Raw genomic sequence first — 13,303 nt, 5'->3', positions numbered from 1 at the left:
AGAGGCCCCGGACCGCAGTGCGGCCCGGGGCGCCGCTTCAGTCGCGCAGGCTGATCACCTGCCAGCCGCGTTGCTGGGCTTCGGCGCGCAGGTTGGGGTCAGGGTCGACGGCCACCGGGGTGGTCACCTGTTCCAGCAGCGGCAGGTCGTTCATCGAGTCGCTGTAGAAATAGCTGTCTTGCAGGTCGTGACCGGTTTCCTCCAGCCAGCGCTGCAGGCGGGTCACCTTGCCCTCGCGAAAGCACGGGACGTCGGTGCTGCGGCCGGTGTAGCGACCGTCCTGCATCTCGCACTCGGTGGCGATCAGGGTTTCCACGCCCAGGCGCTCGGCGATCGGGGCGGTGACGAAGCGGTTGGTGGCGGTGATGATCACCAGCTTGTCGCCGGCCTCGCGGTGCCGGGCCAGCAGGGCCAGGGCCTTGGGCAGCAGGATCGGCTCGATGCAGTCGCGCATGTAGTCGCGATGCCATTGGGCGAGCACGTCCATTTCGGTGCGGCCGAGGATTTCCAGGCAGAAGTTCAGGTAGGCGGCGTTGTCGAGCTTGCCGGCCAGGTAGTCCTGGTAGAACTCGTCGTTGCGGGTCTTGTAGGCCACCGGATCGAGGTGGCCCTTTTCGCACAGATAGTCGCCCCAGGCGTGATCGCTGTCGCCGCCCAGGAGGGTGTTGTCCAAGTCGAATAAAGCCAGACGCATTGCGGTTACTCACTGAAAAGTCTTGGAAAAGGTCCCCAGAATACGGTCTTTTCACAAGAGTGCACATAAGCTTGGCAGCCTCGTTGCTGCATTCCCAAGCTTTATGGAACAATGCGGCGACATGCGTTTGCGAGGTTGTAGCCGTGATCGACCCCGATGGTTTTCGCCCCAATGTCGGGATCATTCTGACGAATGATGCCGGCCAGGTGCTATGGGCTCGCCGTATCAATCAAGATGCCTGGCAGTTTCCCCAAGGCGGCATCAACCCCGACGAGACGCCGGAAGACGCTCTTTATCGCGAGTTGAACGAAGAAGTGGGCCTGGAGCGCGAAGATGTGCAAATTCTCGCCTGCACCCGTGGCTGGTTGCGCTATCGTTTGCCGCAGCGCCTGGTAAGGACCCACAGCCAACCGCTGTGCATCGGCCAAAAGCAGAAGTGGTTTCTCTTGCGCCTGATCTCCAACGAGCAGCGGGTGCGGATGGATTTGACCGGTAAACCGGAATTCGATGGCTGGCGTTGGGTCAGTTATTGGTACCCGTTGGGCCAGGTGGTGACATTCAAGCGCGAAGTGTATCGCCGCGCTCTCAAAGAGCTTGCCCCGCGCCTTCTAGTGCGCGACTGACGACGGAGTTCGACCCCGAGCCATGCTCAATACGCTGCGCAAGATCGTCCAGGAAGTTAACTCCGCCAAGGATCTCAAGACGGCGTTGGGGATCATTGTCTTGCGCGTCAAAGAGGCCATGGGCAGCCAGGTCTGCTCGGTCTACCTGCTGGACCCGGAAACCAACCGTTTCGTGCTGATGGCCACCGAAGGCCTGAACAAGCGTTCCATCGGCAAGGTCAGCATGGCTCCCAACGAAGGCCTGGTGGGCCTGGTAGGCACCCGGGAAGAACCCCTCAACCTGGAAAACGCCGCCGATCACCCCCGCTATCGCTACTTCGCCGAGACTGGCGAGGAGCGCTACGCTTCCTTCCTCGGGGCGCCGATCATCCACCACCGGCGGGTGGTCGGGGTCCTGGTCATCCAACAGAAGGAGCGCCGCCAGTTCGACGAGGGCGAAGAAGCCTTCCTGGTGACCATGAGCGCCCAGCTGGCCGGGGTTATCGCCCATGCCGAGGCCACCGGCTCGATCCGTGGCCTGGGACGCCAGGGCAAGGGCATTCAGGAGGCCAAGTTCGTCGGTGTGCCGGGTTCCCCCGGGGCCGCGGTGGGCAGTGCGGTGGTGATGTTGCCGCCGGCCGACCTGGACGTGGTGCCGGACAAGCACATCACCGATATCGACGCCGAGCTGACGCTGTTCAAGAGCGCCCTGGAAGGGGTGCGCGCCGACATGCGGGCGCTGTCGGAAAAACTCGCTACCCAGCTGCGCCCCGAAGAGCGGGCGCTGTTCGACGTCTACCTGATGATGCTCGACGACGCTTCGCTGGGCAGCGAGGTCAAGGCGGTGATCCGCACCGGGCAATGGGCCCAGGGCGCGCTGCGCCAGGTGGTCAGCGATCACGTCAACCGCTTCGAACTGATGGACGACGCCTACCTGCGTGAGCGCGCATCGGACGTCAAGGACCTGGGCCGGCGGCTCCTGGCCTACCTCCAGGAGGAGCGCCAGCAGACCCTGGTCTACCCCGACAACACCATCCTGGTCAGCGAAGAGCTGACCCCGGCCATGCTCGGCGAAGTACCCGAGGGCAAGCTGGTGGGCCTGGTCTCGGTGCTGGGGTCGGGCAACTCCCACGTGGCGATCCTGGCCCGGGCCATGGGCATCCCGACGGTGATGGGCCTGGTCGACCTGCCTTATTCCAAGGTCGACGGCATCCAGATGATCGTCGACGGCTACCATGGCGAGGTCTACACCAACCCCAGCGATGTGCTGCGCAAGCAGTTCGCCGATGTGGTGGAAGAGGAGCGGCAGCTGGCCCAGGGCCTGGATGCGCTGCGCGACCAGCCATGCGTGACCCCTGATGGCCACCGCATGCCGTTGTGGGTCAACACCGGCCTGCTGGCCGACGTGGCCCGGGCGCAGAAGCGTGGCGCCGAGGGCGTGGGTCTGTACCGCACCGAAGTGCCGTTCATGATCAACCAGCGCTTCCCCAGCGAAAAGGAACAGCTGGCGATCTATCGCGAGCAGCTGGCGTCCTTCCATCCGCAACCGGTGACCATGCGTAGCCTGGACATCGGCGGCGATAAATCGCTGTCCTATTTCCCGATCAAGGAAGACAACCCGTTCCTGGGTTGGCGCGGCATCCGCGTGACCCTCGACCATCCGGAGATCTTCCTGGTGCAGGCCCGGGCCATGCTCAAGGCCAGCGAGGGCCTGAACAACCTGCGCATCCTGCTGCCGATGATCTCCGGCATCCACGAGCTGGAAGAAGCCTTGCACCTGATCCACCGGGCCTGGGGCGAGGTGCGCGACGAAGGTACTGACGTGCCGATGCCGCCGGTGGGAGTGATGATCGAAATTCCCGCGGCGGTCTACCAGACCAAGGAGCTGGCGCGCCAGGTGGACTTCCTGTCGGTGGGCTCCAACGACCTGACCCAGTACCTGCTGGCGGTGGACCGCAACAACCCGCGGGTGGCCGACCTCTACGACTACCTGCACCCGGCGGTATTGCAGGCGTTGCAGACCGTGGTCCGCGATGCCCACGCCGAAGGCAAGCCGGTGAGCATCTGTGGCGAAATGGCCGGCGACCCGGCCGCTGCGGTGCTGCTGATGGCCATGGGTTTCGACAGCCTGTCGATGAACGCCACCAACCTGCCGAAGGTGAAGTGGATGCTGCGCCAGATCAGCATGACCAAGGCCAGGGAACTGCTGGATGAGATGATGACCATCGACAACCCGCAAGTTATCCACAGTTCGCTGCAGCTGGCGCTGAAGAAGCTCGGCCTGGCGCGCATGATCAACCCCGCGTCGAACAAGACCCTCTAGTGGGCGCGCCGGTCCCTCGGGACCGGTCGCCGGCCGCGCCTCAAATCTTCAGTTCTATCTCTCCCAGGTGCCCGCCATAGGGGCCGAAACTGCGCTCGACCAGATGCCGGGAACCGTCGGCGTGGACGATCAGCGCGGTGCTGGCGCGGGTACCGTAGCTGGGGCTGGCAATGAAGACGCTCGACAGCAGGCTCTCGGTGGCCAGGCCCACGCCGGTGTCCGGCAAGTCAGCGAAAGGCGCGGTCTGCGGATCGCCCAGTAACGCCAGCAGCGCTTGGGGCTGCGGGTCGTGCAGGACTTCCCGGAGCGCCGCCTTGGCCTTGAGCAGCTTGGGCCAGGGGGTGTCGAGGCCAGCGTTGGACAGGCCATAGACACCGGCCTCCAACTGGCGCGGCTCCGCATCCTGGGCGTTGTAGTGCCAGAGCTGCTCTGCGGTGCCCAGCAACAGGTTGAAACCAGCGTACTCCAGGGAGCGGCCCACTACGTCGCGCAGGTATTCGTCCAGGTCGATGGTGCCGGCCAGGAAGCGCGCCACCAGTTCCCCGCGGGAGCGACGTGCTGGAGGCTGGTGCGGGTTGCGGATATTGGTCAGGGCGGCGAAGCGCCCGTCGGCGCCGACCCCGAGCCAGGTGCCGCCGGCTTCAAGATCGCGCCCGGCGTGGATCTGCGGTAATTCCGGCCATTGCGCCAGGGGCAGGCTGGGCCGGGCATAGAACTCGTCGCGGTTGGCCGCGACGATCAGTGGCTGGGCATGACCCGGCCGCCAGGCAAAGACAATCAAGCACATGAAGGTGGCCCCCTGTGTGTTTCTGCCCACTTTACGCACAGAACCGGCGGGTATCCATCGTCAGCTGGTGGAGTCCCGGGCCGTGCATCCGTTACCATGCCGGACTCATTTTTGGATGCTCCCATGGAATTTCTGCTCTATCTGCTCTTGGGCGCCTGTGCGGGCGTGCTGGCCGGGCTGTTCGGCGTCGGCGGCGGAATCATCATCGTTCCGGTGCTGGTGTTCAGCTTCACCCTGCAAGGTTTCGATGCCTCGGTGCTGACCCACCTGGCGGTGGGCACCTCCCTGGCCAGCATCATCTTCACCTCCATCAACTCGGTCCGCGAACACCATCGCCGGGGCGCTGTGCGCTGGCCGATATTCGCCTGGATGACCCTGGGCATCCTCATGGGCGCCGGTTTCGGGGCGCTGACGGCGGAAGCGATTTCCGGCCCGCACCTGCAGAAGATCATCGGTGTGTTCGCCCTGGTGATCGCCATGCAAATGGCCCTGGAGCTCAAGCCCAAGGCCAGTCGCGAGGTTCCCGGCAAGTTCGGCCTGACCGCCGCCGGTGGCGTGATCGGCTGGGCCTCGGCGATCTTCGGCATCGGTGGCGGCTCGCTGACGGTGCCGTTTCTCACTTGGCGCAGCGTGCCGATGCAGCAGGCGGTGGCCACGTCCTCGGCCTGCGGTTTGCCCATCGCCCTGGCCAGTGCATTAAGTTTCATGATTCTGGGCTGGCATGATCCCCTGTTGCCGGCTCATAGTCTGGGTTTCGTCTACCTGCCTGCGTTGCTGGGCATCGCCCTGACCAGCATGGTGTTCGCCCGTATCGGCGCGCGCCTGGCCCACAAATTGTCACCGCGACTGTTGAAGCGGATGTTCGCCGCGCTGCTGTTTTGCGTCGGGGTCAGCTTCCTGTTCTGAGTCGTGACGCAATCCTGGCTTAATCCTGGCGTGACAGTTTCGCCCGGGAACCGAAGTCCCAACCCTTACGAGGAGTCGTAATGCTGCCTTACCCGCAGATTGATCCGGTGGCCGTGGCCATCGGTCCGCTGAAAATCCACTGGTACGGCCTGATGTACCTGATCGGCATCGGCGGTGCCTGGTTGCTGGCATCGCGCCGGCTGAACCGCTTCGATCCGACCTGGACCAAGGAAAAGCTCTCGGACCTGGTGTTCTGGCTGTCCATGGGCGTGATCGTCGGCGGGCGCCTGGGCTACGTGCTGTTCTACGACCTGAGTGCCTACTTGGCCAACCCGACCCTGATCTTCGAAGTATGGAAGGGCGGCATGTCGTTCCACGGCGGTTTCATCGGGGTGATGCTGGCGGCCTGGTGGTTCGGCAAGCGCAACAACAAGACCTTCTTCGAACTGATGGACTTCGTCGCACCCATGGTGCCGATCGGCCTGGGCGCTGGGCGCATCGGCAACTTCATCAACGCCGAGCTGTGGGGCAAGGCCACCGACCTGCCCTGGGCCATGGTGTTCCCGCCCTTCAGCGACCCGGCCCAGTTGCCGCGCCATCCGTCGCAGCTGTACCAGTTCGCCCTGGAAGGCGTGGCGCTGTTCCTGATCCTCTGGTTGTTCTCGCGCAAGCCGCGCCCGACCATGGCGGTCTCCGGGATGTTCGCGCTGTTCTATGGGATCTTCCGGTTCATCGTCGAATTCGTGCGGGTGCCGGATGCCCAGCTGGGCTACCTGGCATGGAACTGGCTGACCATGGGTCAGATTCTGTGCGTGCCGATGATCCTCGGTGGCCTCGGACTGATCTGGCTGGCTTATCATCGCGCTCCGGCCAAGAGCGCCGCGCAATAAATTCGAATCCCGGGACGCAGGTCCCGGGTTCAAGGATGCAGGTAACTCATGAAGCAATATCTTGATCTGGTGGCCCACGTCATCAACAACGGCACCAAGCAGGCCAACCGCACGGGTGTGAACACCATCAGCTTCCCCGGGGCGATGCTGCGTTACGACCTCAAGGAAGGCTTCCCGGCCATCACCACGCGCAAGATGGCGTTCAAGTCGGCCATCGGCGAAATGGTCGGCTTCCTGCGCGGTGTGAACAACGCCGCCGAGTTCCGTGCCCTGGGCTGCAAGGTCTGGGACCAGAACGCCAACGAAAACGCCCAGTGGCTGGCCAACCCGTTCCGCCAGGGCGAGGACGACCTCGGCGAGATCTACGGCGTGCAGTGGCGCAAATGGCCGGCCTACAAGCAGATCAAGGTCGCCAACCAGGCTGCCATCGAGTTGGCGTTGAGCCAGGGCTACCGGCAGATCGCCGCGGGAGAGGAAGAGGGCGAGGCCTACGTGGTGCTGTACAAGGCCATCGACCAGGTGCGCCAGTGCGTCGACACCATCATCAACGACCCGGGCAGCCGGCGGATCTTGTTCCATGGCTGGAACTGCGCGCAACTGGATGAAATGGCCCTGCCGCCATGCCACCTGCTGTACCAGTTCCATCCGAATGTCGAGACCCGGGAAATTTCCCTGACCCTCTACATCCGCTCCAACGACCTGGGCCTGGGTACGCCGTTCAACCTCACCGAGGGCGCGGCGCTGCTGAGCCTGATCGGCCGCCTGACCGGCTACACCCCACGTTGGTTCACCTATTTCATCGGTGATGCCCACGTCTACGAGAACCACCTGGACATGCTCAACGAACAGCTCAAGCGCGAGCCGTTCCCGATGCCCAAGCTGGTGATCTCCGACCGGGTACCGGAGTTCGCCAAGACTGGCGTGTACCAGCCGGAGTGGCTGGAACTGATCGAGCCGAGCGACTTCTCCCTGGAAGGCTATGAGCACCATGCGCCGATGACCGCGCCCATGGCGGTCTGATCGTCCCCCGCGTCACCTGGGGCCGTGGGCTGGATATCGCCCGGCCCTGTCGCTTTTCCCTGTTGTCTTCATCGAGCCTGCCCGGAATTTGCTCCGGGCATCGCCGTGCCTGGTGGGCGACTATGCTCCTGGAACCGGCGCTCTCTTTGCCTTCTGAACGCGAGCCACCGAATGGAAGAACTCAACCGCAGCCTGTTCCTGGTCATCAATGCCAGTGCCGAAGCATCGCTGCCCATGCGCGACCTGGCGCTGTTCATGGCGCAATGGCTGGTCCTGGCCGTGCCATTGCTGCTGTTGCTGTTCTGGGTTTTCGGCGACCGGCGCCAACGGATGATCGTCCTGCTGGCGACCCTGAGCATTGTTCTGGCCTTGGCCAGCAACCTGGTGATCCGCGGCCTGTGGTTCCACCCGCGGCCGTTCATGCTGGAGCTGGGGCAGAACTTCCTGGCCCATGCCCCCGGCGCGTCCTTCCCCAGCGATCACGCCAGCGGCATGTTCGCCATGGGCTTCGCGCTGCTGCTGGCGTCCCTGCGCAAGACCGGCCTGGTGATGCTGGCCCTGGCGGTGCTGGTGGGCTGGGCGAGGATCTACCTCGGAGTGCACTTCCCGCTGGATATCCTCGGTGGTTGCCTGGTGGGGCTGGGGAGTGCCTGGCTGGTGCGCCGGTACAGCGTGTGGCGGCATTTGGACCAGCGCCTGCTGGCGCTGCTGGAAGGGATCTACCTGCGCTTGTTGCCGCGGCGCCACGGCTCCTGAGAGCCGCGCGCCTGGCGGGCAGGCTCAATGACCGTGGCTGCGGCCAACGTGGGATGGCTCGGTTTCGCTGGGAACCACCGAGCCACTGACCTCCAGGCGCTGGAGGATGCCGCAAGGCTCAAGGTCCGGCTCCTCGCCGCAGCGCTGGCGCAGGTCCACCAGTTGTTCCTGCAGGGCCAGCAGGCCATCGATCCGCGCCTTGACGTGGTGGATGTGCTCATCGATCAGGGCGTTGACGCTGGCGCACTGGTCCTGGGGGCTGTCCCGCAGGTTCAGCAGGCTGCGGATCTCCTCGAGGGTCATGTCCAGGCTGCGGCAGTTGCGGATGAAGGTCAGCCGCTCGCCATGGGCCTGGGTGTAGAGGCGGTAGTTGCCCTCACTGCGGGCCGGTTCCGGTAGCAGGCCCTCGCGCTCGTAGTAACGGATGGTCTCGACCTGGCAGTCGGTGAGTTTCGCCAATTCGCCAATCTTCATCGCCGTCGTCTCCCATTGGGTGCTTGACCCTATAGTGGCTACAGGGTGTTCACTTGGCAACAAGCACCTTTTCATATGGAAGCGACCCGATGAGCGATTCTCTCCATAACCCACGCAAGCCCGAAGCCCAGCAAGCCCATGCTGGCCACGATCACGATCACGATCACGATCACGATCACGATCACGATCACGATCACAGCCATGCCCCTGCCGCCGTGGGCAAGCTGCAACCGCTCAAGCCCCACGAGCATGCCAGCCATGGCGGTTCCTGCTGTGGTTCTGCGGCTGTCGCACCATCCCGGGTGGTCCTGGGCGAGGCGTCGGGCGCCGGTGCGCGTTCGAGCAGCTTTCGCATCGAGGCCATGGATTGCCCCACCGAACAGACCCTGATCCAGAACAAGCTGGGCAAGCTGGCCGGGATCCAGGCTTTGGAGTTCAACCTGATCAACCGGGTACTGGGCGTGACCCACGACCTGCCGAACACTGCGCCGATCGTCGAGGCCATCAAGTCCCTCGGCATGCATGCCGAACCCCTTGAGGCAGGGAGCGATAGCCAGCCTGCCAGTGCGCAGCCGGTGAAGAAACCCTGGTGGCCCCTGGCGCTGTCCGGCGTCGGGGCGCTGGCCGCCGAAGTCATTCACTTCACCAGCACCGGGCCGGATTGGCTGGTGGCGCTGGTGGCCCTGGTCTCGATCCTCAGCGGCGGGTTGGGCACCTACAAGAAGGGCTGGATCGCCCTGAAGAACCGCAACCTCAATATCAATGCGCTGATGAGCATCGCCGTGACCGGCGCGGTGCTGATCGGCCAGTGGCCAGAGGCGGCCATGGTGATGTTCCTGTTCACCGTGGCCGAGTTGATCGAGGCTCGTTCCCTGGACCGCGCGCGCAATGCCATCAGTGGCCTGATGCAGATGACTCCGGAGCAGGTCACGGTGCAACAAGCCGACGGTAGCTGGAGCGAACAGGAGGCGAAAAGCGTCGAGCTTGGCGCGTTGGTGCGGGTGCGCCCGGGTGAGCGCATCGGCCTGGACGGCGAGGTGACCAGTGGCAGCTCCACTATCGACCAGGCACCGATCACCGGTGAAAGCCTGCCGGTGGAAAAGACCGTGGGCGACAAGGTGTTCGCCGGCACCATCAACCAGGCCGGCGCCCTGGAATACCGGGTCACCGCTGCGGCCAACAACTCGACCCTGGCGCGGATCATCCACGCCGTGGAACAGGCCCAGGGAGCACGGGCGCCGACCCAGCGCTTCGTTGACAGCTTCTCGAAGATCTATACCCCGGCGGTGTTCGCCTTCGCCCTGGCGGTGGCGCTGATTCCCCCGCTGTTCATGGGCGGCCTGTGGTTCGATTGGATCTACCGCGCCCTGGTGCTGCTGGTGGTGGCCTGCCCGTGCGCCCTGGTGATCTCGACCCCGGTGAGCATCGTCAGCGGCCTGGCCGCCGCGGCGCGCAAGGGCATCCTGGTCAAGGGCGGGGTCTATCTGGAAGGTGGCTACAAGCTGGATTACCTGGCCCTGGACAAGACCGGCACCATTACCCATGGCAAGCCGGTGCAGACCGACTTCCTGCCCCTGGACCCGCTGGCCAACGACAGCGCCCCGGCCCTGGCCGCCAGCCTGGCTGGCCGTTCCGATCACCCGGTGTCCCTGGCCATCGCCCAGGCGGCTGTGGATAAACAGCTGGCCATGCACCCTGTGGATAACTTCGCGGCCCTGGCCGGCCGTGGCGTACGCGGTGAAATCGACGGCCAGTTGTACCACCTGGGCAACCACCGCCTGGTGGAGGAGCTGGGCCTGTGCTCGCCAGCCTTGGAAGAAAAGCTCTTCGCCCTGGAGAAGCAAGGCAAGACCGTGGTCCTGCTGCTGGACAACAAAGGGCCGCTGGCGCTGTTCGCGGTGGCCGATACGGTCAAGGAGTCCAGTCGCGAGGCGATTCAGCAGTTGCACGAGCTGGGCATCAAGACCCTGATGCTCACCGGCGACAACCCCCACACCGCCAAGGCCATCGCCGCGCAGGTGGGTATCGACCAGGCCCGGGGCGACCTGTTGCCCACCGACAAGCTGCAAGCCATCGAGGACCTGTATGCCCAGGGGCACCGGGTGGGCATGGTGGGCGACGGCATCAACGATGCCCCGGCCCTGGCCCGGGCGGAGATCGGCTTCGCCATGGCGGCCGCCGGCACGGATACCGCCATCGAGACTGCGGATGTCGCGCTGATGGACGACGATCTGCGCAAGATCCCGGCTTTCATCCGCCTGTCGCGCCAGACCTCGGCAGTGCTCAAGCAAAATATCGCCCTGGCCCTGGTCATCAAGGCGATCTTTCTTGGGGTAACCTTTGCCGGGTTGGCCACCATGTGGATGGCCGTGTTCGCCGACATGGGGGTCAGCCTGTTGGTGGTGTTCAACGGTTTGCGCCTGTTGCGCAAATAGGACACCGTAGCTGCAAGCAACTGAGGGGGAATCAGAGTGATGAACTCACGCGCACCGGCTTCAGCTTGCGGCTTGCCGCTGAAAGCTTGCAGCTGCGGTAAGCCGTCATGCTGAGTGCCGAGCTGAAGGCCTTCTACATGGTCGCCCGCCTGGGCAGCATCACCCAGGCGGCGAAGAAGCTCGGCCTCAGCCAGCCCACGGTGACCACCCAGATCCGCAACCTGGAAAGCCAGTACTCGGTGGAGCTGTTCTACCGTGGTGGCCGGCGCCTGAGCCTGAGCGACGAGGGCGCGCGCCTGCTGCCGATGGTCAAGGAGCTGTTGCAGAAGGAGGCCGATATCGAGTTCTTCCTGCGTAACAGCGGGCAGGTCCAGGGTACGTTGCGCATTGCCGCCACGGCGCCGTACTACATCCTCGACCTGGTGAAGACCTTCCGCCAGCACCTGCCCCAAGTGGAGGTGGCGGTGGAAATCGGCAACTCCCAGCAGGTGCTGGAGGCCCTGGAGGAATACCGGGTCGATGTGGCGGCCTCTTCCCAATTGCTGGAGGACTCGCGCCTGGTGCGCCGGGTGCTGGGCAGCGACCCGCTGGTGCTGGCGGTGCATCGCAATCACCCCCTGGCGGCCCTGGAACATGTGCCGCTCAGCGCCCTGGCCGGCCATACCCTGCTGATGCGCGAGCCGGGTTCCACCACCCGCAGCCTCACTGAAGAGCTGCTCAAGAGCGCCAACGTCGGGTTTGGCCCGCTGCTGGAGATCGGCAGTCGTGAATCGATCCGCGAGGCGGTGCTGCGCAATATCGGTATCAGCATCATCGCCCGCCAGGAAGTGCCCCACGACCCGCAGCTCAAGGTGCTGACCATCGAGCATGCGCCGCAGATCGCCGAATACCTGTACTGCCTCAAGGAGCGCAAGAATGCCCGCCTGCCGGCAGCCTTCCTCGGCCTGGCCCAGGAAATGGCCCCGGTTTTGCCCTGAACTCCAGGGTATATCCAAAGTTCATTCATCCTATTGCAGTTAGTTGCATCAGCAGTCCGCAGTTTTATTTGTCCAGAACATCGGCTTACATGTTTTTAATTAGTCGTTATGGACTGTAAAGCTCGGCTAATAGTGAATTCTCATAATTCTCGAATACTAATCGCGTTTTATATCTGGCCGTCCGTCCGCTTGGGCCAGATGTATAAGAACCATGCACTAACGTTGCGCGTGGGGGTCACTGAACGCAACGAGGATGGAATCATGAAGAAGGACGAAACAGGTACGGCAAAAAAACCAGGGCGGTTGTCGGAGTCGCTCAAGAAGCTGGCGGACGACGGGCATACGGTGAAAATCGTCGGCTCGATCAAGAACGGCAAGCTGGAGATCGATCCTGAATCCCTGGCCGAACTGAACAGGACGCACCCACAGGCCAACTTGTCTTTCGTGGCGGTAAACGCCCCGTTCAGAACGCACTAGCCGATATGTCCGAAGCATGACTATTGAAACTCTGTACGCTGGAGTGACTGGGGTATGTCGGAGATATTCGCTGCCCCAGTTCTTTCGGTTGTTCATCGCACAGACTTCGGTAGTTGCTGCTGGTTGATCTTTCCAGGTCCGGGTTGCCTGTAACAACGCCGTGCAACTCCTGGCTCTTGCTTCACTTCCACGCAGGAGAGTGCGTCATGAGCGACATTGCCCATTCAACCCTTCAGGCATTGCGCCAACAGAATGTGCCGCAGCTGTTTCATTACGACGACCTGCTCTGTAATGCCTGCCAGAAAAGTCCGCCATTGTTCGGTGAGACCACTTATGCCGATATCTACCATGAGGCCGCGTGCGATCCGCAATGGCTGGCGATCTCCCTGATCACCAATGCCGAGCGTGAAGGGGATGGCGCCACTCGTTTGTGGAGCCTTGCGGCCAGTACGCCCGACGCCGGGCTGGCCGCGCAGATACGCCAGCACGCCATCGATGAGTCCCACCATGCACGGGCCTATGTACAGATGCTGGACATCGCTTTTCCCGGGGCGGTGGACCGCAAGCTCCACGCCCAGTTGCTGACGCTGTCTCCCGGCTATTCCCGGCAACAAGCGCCGGTGGCGGTGCCCGGCTCGGCCTTTGCCCACCCCATTACCCTGGACGACCTGATCCAGATGAACATCGCCGAGATCCGCACTCGCGTGCATCACTTGATGCAGCGGCCGATCCTGCTGCAGTTCTGCCCGGTGGATAGCAGGCCTCGGTTGGCGCGGATCCTCGATCGCCTGCTGCTCGATGAAACCCGACATGTGGCCTACACCGCACGGCTCATCGAAGGATTCTGCACCCAGGGCGAGGCGGCACAGGCCAAGGCGCTGATGCTCGAGCGCATGGATGACTTCGATGCCATTACCCGCCATGAACTTGAGCTGCGGGTCTTCGAATGAGCGGTTCAACCT

General features: G+C 63.6%; 13 protein-coding genes. 10 read left to right on the top strand and 3 right to left on the bottom strand.

What is annotated here, in order from left to right; translation table 11 throughout:
- Positions 1–37: 37 nt before the first annotated feature.
- Positions 38–694 carry an HAD family phosphatase gene (locus C4K40_RS29830; RefSeq protein WP_022641680.1) on the bottom strand — a complete coding sequence of 219 codons (657 nt, stop codon included), beginning with the start codon at positions 692–694 and terminating at the stop codon, positions 38–40.
- Positions 695–837: 143 nt separating this feature from the next.
- On the opposite strand from C4K40_RS29830, the gene C4K40_RS29825 reads away from it, so the two are divergent.
- Both C4K40_RS29825 and ptsP read left to right on the top strand, forming a co-directional pair.
- Positions 838–1,317, top strand: coding sequence for an RNA pyrophosphohydrolase (locus C4K40_RS29825; protein WP_011064073.1), 480 nt, complete (start codon positions 838–840; stop codon positions 1,315–1,317).
- 22 nt (positions 1,318–1,339) lie between these two features.
- Positions 1,340–3,619 (top strand): phosphoenolpyruvate--protein phosphotransferase, encoded by a 2,280-nt coding sequence (gene ptsP / locus C4K40_RS29820; protein WP_022641678.1) that lies wholly within the window; start codon positions 1,340–1,342, stop codon positions 3,617–3,619.
- A gap of 40 nt (positions 3,620–3,659) precedes the next feature.
- Here the strand turns inward: ptsP and C4K40_RS29815 are convergent, their stop codons facing one another.
- Entirely contained in the window at positions 3,660–4,406 is a 747-nt protein-coding gene (locus tag C4K40_RS29815) for an NRDE family protein (RefSeq protein ID WP_053133860.1), read from the bottom strand.
- Between the two features lie 123 nt (positions 4,407–4,529).
- Between C4K40_RS29815 and C4K40_RS29810 the strand changes: the two genes are divergently transcribed.
- From C4K40_RS29810 to C4K40_RS29795, 4 genes are all read left to right on the top strand, one after another.
- Positions 4,530–5,312, top strand: coding sequence for a sulfite exporter TauE/SafE family protein (locus C4K40_RS29810; protein ID WP_022641676.1), 783 nt, complete (start codon positions 4,530–4,532; stop codon positions 5,310–5,312).
- An 80-nt stretch (positions 5,313–5,392) separates the two neighbouring features.
- Positions 5,393–6,202: a prolipoprotein diacylglyceryl transferase gene (lgt, locus tag C4K40_RS29805; RefSeq protein ID WP_022641675.1), complete on the top strand. Its 810-nt coding sequence runs from the start codon at positions 5,393–5,395 to the stop codon at positions 6,200–6,202.
- 48 nt (positions 6,203–6,250) lie between these two features.
- Entirely contained in the window at positions 6,251–7,222 is a 972-nt protein-coding gene (locus tag C4K40_RS29800) for a thymidylate synthase (RefSeq protein WP_022641674.1), read from the top strand.
- 171 nt (positions 7,223–7,393) lie between these two features.
- Positions 7,394–7,978 carry an undecaprenyl-diphosphatase gene (locus C4K40_RS29795; protein ID WP_022641673.1) on the top strand — a complete coding sequence of 195 codons (585 nt, stop codon included), beginning with the start codon at positions 7,394–7,396 and terminating at the stop codon, positions 7,976–7,978.
- A gap of 24 nt (positions 7,979–8,002) precedes the next feature.
- On the opposite strand, the gene cadR is transcribed toward C4K40_RS29795, so the two are convergent.
- Positions 8,003–8,452, bottom strand: a complete 450-nt coding sequence (gene cadR / locus C4K40_RS29790; RefSeq protein WP_053133863.1) for a Cd(II)/Pb(II)-responsive transcriptional regulator — start codon at positions 8,450–8,452, stop codon at positions 8,003–8,005.
- Between the two features lie 89 nt (positions 8,453–8,541).
- Between cadR and C4K40_RS29785 the strand changes: the two genes are divergently transcribed.
- From C4K40_RS29785 to C4K40_RS29770, 4 genes are all read left to right on the top strand, one after another.
- Entirely contained in the window at positions 8,542–10,887 is a 2,346-nt protein-coding gene (locus C4K40_RS29785; RefSeq protein WP_053133865.1) for a heavy metal translocating P-type ATPase, read from the top strand.
- A gap of 107 nt (positions 10,888–10,994) precedes the next feature.
- Entirely contained in the window at positions 10,995–11,864 is an 870-nt protein-coding gene (locus tag C4K40_RS29780; RefSeq protein WP_053133868.1) for a LysR family transcriptional regulator, read from the top strand.
- A 261-nt stretch (positions 11,865–12,125) separates the two neighbouring features.
- Positions 12,126–12,341: a hypothetical protein gene (locus C4K40_RS29775; RefSeq protein ID WP_053133871.1), complete on the top strand. Its 216-nt coding sequence runs from the start codon at positions 12,126–12,128 to the stop codon at positions 12,339–12,341.
- A 206-nt stretch (positions 12,342–12,547) separates the two neighbouring features.
- A complete protein-coding gene (locus C4K40_RS29770) occupies positions 12,548–13,291 on the top strand; it encodes a hypothetical protein (protein WP_053133875.1) in 744 nt (247 codons plus the stop codon).
- Positions 13,292–13,303 lie beyond the last annotated feature (12 nt).

The sequence above is a fragment of the Pseudomonas sp. CMR5c genome, from assembly GCF_003850545.1.
Lineage (GTDB): Bacteria > Pseudomonadota > Gammaproteobacteria > Pseudomonadales > Pseudomonadaceae > Aquipseudomonas > Aquipseudomonas piscis.
Note: the sequence above shows the minus strand (reverse complement) of the source record. Positions and strands in the feature narration are given on the sequence as shown.